The sequence below is a fragment of the Cellulosilyticum ruminicola JCM 14822 genome (assembly GCF_001311925.1).
GTDB lineage: Bacteria > Bacillota > Clostridia > Lachnospirales > Cellulosilyticaceae > Cellulosilyticum > Cellulosilyticum ruminicola.
In genome coordinates this window covers 1-3,690 of the sequence record NZ_BBCG01000123.1, presented here as the reverse complement: position 1 = coordinate 3,690, position 3,690 = coordinate 1, and the positions used below count along the sequence as shown (strand labels likewise).

Sequence of the window (3,690 nt, the reverse complement as noted above, 5' to 3'; positions counted from 1 at the left end):
TCGTTATTATAATAGATATATATTTCAATTATACAAGGAGGTATTGCCTTGCTTATTTTGAGAATTCTTTTTAAAACCATTCTACTTATTTTAAGCATTGGTTTCATATGTAATTTTATAATGCAAGCCATTAGTTATGCTTTTTATAAAAATGCAAAACATATGACAAATATTACAATCCAACCTGTTAAAATTCAAATCAATGCCCAATTAACAGGTTACGGTTGTCATTTAGATATGAAATCTAATAAAGTCATCATTTTACTAGGTGGCTCTAATTACATTGCCTATAATACCATTGGCCGATTTGGCGGTTATTATAATTGCCCTGTGCTGTCTGTTGATTATTATGGCTGTCAGGAAAGCAAGGTAAAATGAATTTACATACCATGCAGCAGTCTGTTACAGATTTATATGATTTGGCTATCAAACAATATCCTGAAAGTCAGATTACAGTCATTGGCCACAGCTATGGTACGGGCATGGCCGCTTATTTAGCAAGTGTTAGACCTTGTCAAAATCTTATTCTCCTTGCTGCTTATCGAAATCTAGCTGACTTATATAATAAAATTATCCCTATCTTTTTTGGCCCTATACAGCACCTTATCTCTAATAATATGAATATTGCCCATTATGCCCATTCTACTACGTGTCCGGTTTATATTATGGGCTCCCAAAAAGATCATACATTAAGTGCTGCTTTACAAGAGAAAGTGGCTCACTGCTATAATAAATCTGAACTCATTATTTATAAGGACATTACCCATGAAAATTATCTTACCGAAGGTGTCGTCATTCAAAAGATTCTTCATATTGTAGGGCTGGGTGAAGTCAGTTAATAGCCTTTCATTAATAATCACATAAAGGTTAAACTACAAAAAACGCTATATCATGTAATCTCCTACAGACATAGCGTTTTTTTAATTTCATTTATTATAAGTCTTCACAGTTATTCTTTTAAGTTATTCAGCATAAAAGGTTACCTGCTCATTTTCTCCCAAAAGCGTTATTTGAAAATCTTTATCGGCTAAATACATCTGTGCTTTATCCAGTCCTTCATCTGAAAATCCTTCCAACAAGCCTTCATAATTTACCACTAAGCTGCTTTCTTCTTTAGGTCCTAATTCAAAACTTTCCCTACATATAAAACTTCCAGCAGGATGAAGCTTGGTTGGTTTTAAAGTAATCGCCACCTTAAATGGCCCTACTGCTTTATTAGAACAATTTTTAAGTCGTATCGTTCCCACTACACTATAAATCGCTATAATAGCCACAATAGTACCTATAAATATGGTCATGTCCTTATGCTTATAAACTGGAATAATACGATTCATCCAAGATACTGTTGATAATTATCATTCATTTCCAATGCACTTACAATGAATAAGCCTAGCCATATCAAACCATACTGTAGCCATTTGTGCGTTTCAATGTACCCACGTATTTTACTGATTGTTTCTTTCATTCTATTTCTCCCTTTAATAATCTATCTTCAACAATCAGTATATTATGGATTAACCTAGCTGTAAACTACTCGGATTATCTGCATACATTCCATCCAAAATCCCTCCAACATTGAGCTAGTTATCTGTTTTTAAATTACTATAGCTCATGGAGCTTATCAACAAAATAGTCTAAATAACAGTTAACATGCATCATTAAAAATCTTTATTCTAATCATGTTAGGTGCCACAAAACGTTCTATAACCACATCCATTTGACTTTGGTACACTGATATATGTCCCATAATCTTTACTATAATCATAAGGATTTTTTAAAACTTCTAACAGCTTATGCAGCTTACTTAAATCATGTGCCTGAGTTGCATCACTTAATGCCGCTTCTACTTGATGATTGCGTGGAATCACAACTGGATTATGGGCCATCATGATTTTTTTAATATCTTCCTTGGTTCTATTTTGTACTGACAAACTTTTTTGCCACTCTTCCCACCAAGCCTTCCCCTCTTCTGCTTGCCAAAAATCTAAGAGTTTCTCTTCACCTATAGTTAATAAGCGAAAGGTATTAGTATAGTCTGCTTCATGGGATTCCATAAGCTCAAGTAAGCGTTTCACTAAAAGCATATTTTCTTTAGTGACTTCTTGAAATCCTAGCTTTGCACATATACCTTGCTGCCAATAGGTTTTATATAGTTTTTCAAATTGCTCAAGTTCACTTTGAGCGATTAGCACAGCCTGCTCTTCATTTTCATGTAAAAGTGGTAATAAAGCTTCTGCAAATCTCGTTAAGTTCCAAGCTGCCATGGCTGGCTGATTACCATATGCATAACGACCTGCTTCATCGATAGAGCTAAAAACGGTTTTTGAATGATACGTATCCATAAAGGCACATGGACCATAATCTATGGTTTCACCACTAATGGTCATATTATCCGTATTCATTACCCCATGAATAAAACCTACAAGCTGCCATTTACTAATAAGCTTGGCTTGACGTGAAATCACTTGTCTTAGTAAATCAATGTAAGGATTATCTTCTTTTTCATTTGTTTTAATAGCTTGAGTCTCTCTAAAATGCCTACCCACTGTATAATCTGCCAATGCTTTAAGATCTCCTAATGTGCCATAACGAGCCGCATATTGAAAAGTCCCTACACGAATATGACTTTTCGCTAGACGGGTTAAAATAGCACCTTCTAACATTGTTTCTCTTCTGATTTGTTCTCCTGTAGTAACGACAGCTAAACTTCTAGTCGTTGGAATGCCTAAGCCATACATCCCTTCACTAATGATATATTCCCTTAGCATAGGCCCTAAAGCCGCCTTACCATCCCCTCTTCTTGAATAAGGCGTTCTACCTGAACCTTTTAACTGCACATCATAAAGGATGCCATCTGGGGCCTGATACTCTCCCAAAAGCACAGCCCGTCCATCACCTAACATAGTAAAATAACCAAATTGATGCCCTGCATAAGCCTGTGCAATACTGGGTCCTAATAAGGTATTACCAGCTAATACTTGTACACCCTCATCACTTTTAAAAGCCGCTTCATTGATGCCTAATGTCTCAGCTAAGGCATCATTAAAAATCACTAACTTAGGATTAGGGACTAAACTAGGTACCTGCTTACTAAAAAAGACATTTGGTAACTGCATATAAGTATGTTCTAATTCTAGAAAATCATTTTTTTGCTTGTTCATACTGTCATTCCTTGTCTCATTTATTGAAATATGATAATGTTACTTTTTTAGTGTGTACAGCTCATTTGGGATTATACATAATGACTATCTTATTACTATTTCCAAATCGACCTCTCTAACTGTAAGTACATCTAAAGTGTTTCCACTTTCATCAACAAACTCTACCTCATACGCTTTCGTTTCATCTTCAAAAACTATCACAATTTCCCCTTGTTGTTCTTTATCTATATTGGTGTTTAATCTCCTAGCAGTTCTTACTACATCATACTCTCTAAACATCTTCTGTGCTCACCCTTCATATAACATGCTAGTATTATCCTGAATTTCATAATCACTTCCTACTTTTTCATATAATTTCTGTATGACTTCACTAACTTTCTGCCTAAATTCTTCTTTTGTAACTCCATCCTTAAATCCCACATATCTAAACTCTTCATCATTATCCAGGTACAATGCATCAAACTGTTCTTGTAAATATAAACATAATGAATTAATCTCTGTATCTCCTATTAACTCAGTTGGTAAGTCA

At 34.7% G+C, this 3,690-nt stretch carries 6 protein-coding genes; 2 read left to right on the top strand and 4 right to left on the bottom strand.

Annotated features, from left to right (window positions below):
- Positions 1-48 precede the first annotated feature (48 nt).
- Positions 49-378 carry a hypothetical protein gene (locus JCM14822_RS21315; protein WP_207643280.1) on the top strand — a complete coding sequence of 110 codons (330 nt, stop codon included), beginning with the start codon at positions 49-51 and terminating at the stop codon, positions 376-378.
- Positions 375-839, top strand: a complete 465-nt coding sequence (locus JCM14822_RS21310) for an alpha/beta hydrolase (protein ID WP_207643279.1) — start codon at positions 375-377, stop codon at positions 837-839. The genes JCM14822_RS21315 and JCM14822_RS21310 overlap by 4 nt, the downstream gene beginning before the upstream one ends.
- A gap of 123 nt (positions 840-962) precedes the next feature.
- On the opposite strand, the gene JCM14822_RS18080 is transcribed toward JCM14822_RS21310, so the two are convergent.
- The 4 genes from JCM14822_RS18080 to JCM14822_RS21080 form a co-directional block, all read right to left on the bottom strand.
- Complete coding sequence (locus JCM14822_RS18080) at positions 963-1,334, bottom strand: hypothetical protein (protein ID WP_054744006.1); 372 nt, start codon at positions 1,332-1,334, stop codon at positions 963-965.
- A 348-nt stretch (positions 1,335-1,682) separates the two neighbouring features.
- Positions 1,683-3,161 (bottom strand): protein adenylyltransferase SelO, encoded by a 1,479-nt coding sequence (locus JCM14822_RS18075; protein WP_054744004.1) that lies wholly within the window; start codon positions 3,159-3,161, stop codon positions 1,683-1,685.
- An 84-nt stretch (positions 3,162-3,245) separates the two neighbouring features.
- Positions 3,246-3,440: a DUF4926 domain-containing protein gene (locus tag JCM14822_RS18070; RefSeq protein ID WP_054744002.1), complete on the bottom strand. Its 195-nt coding sequence runs from the start codon at positions 3,438-3,440 to the stop codon at positions 3,246-3,248.
- Positions 3,441-3,449: 9 nt separating this feature from the next.
- Positions 3,450-3,690, bottom strand: a 241-nt coding sequence (locus tag JCM14822_RS21080) for a hypothetical protein (protein WP_054744000.1), incomplete at its 5' end; no start/stop codon positions are given.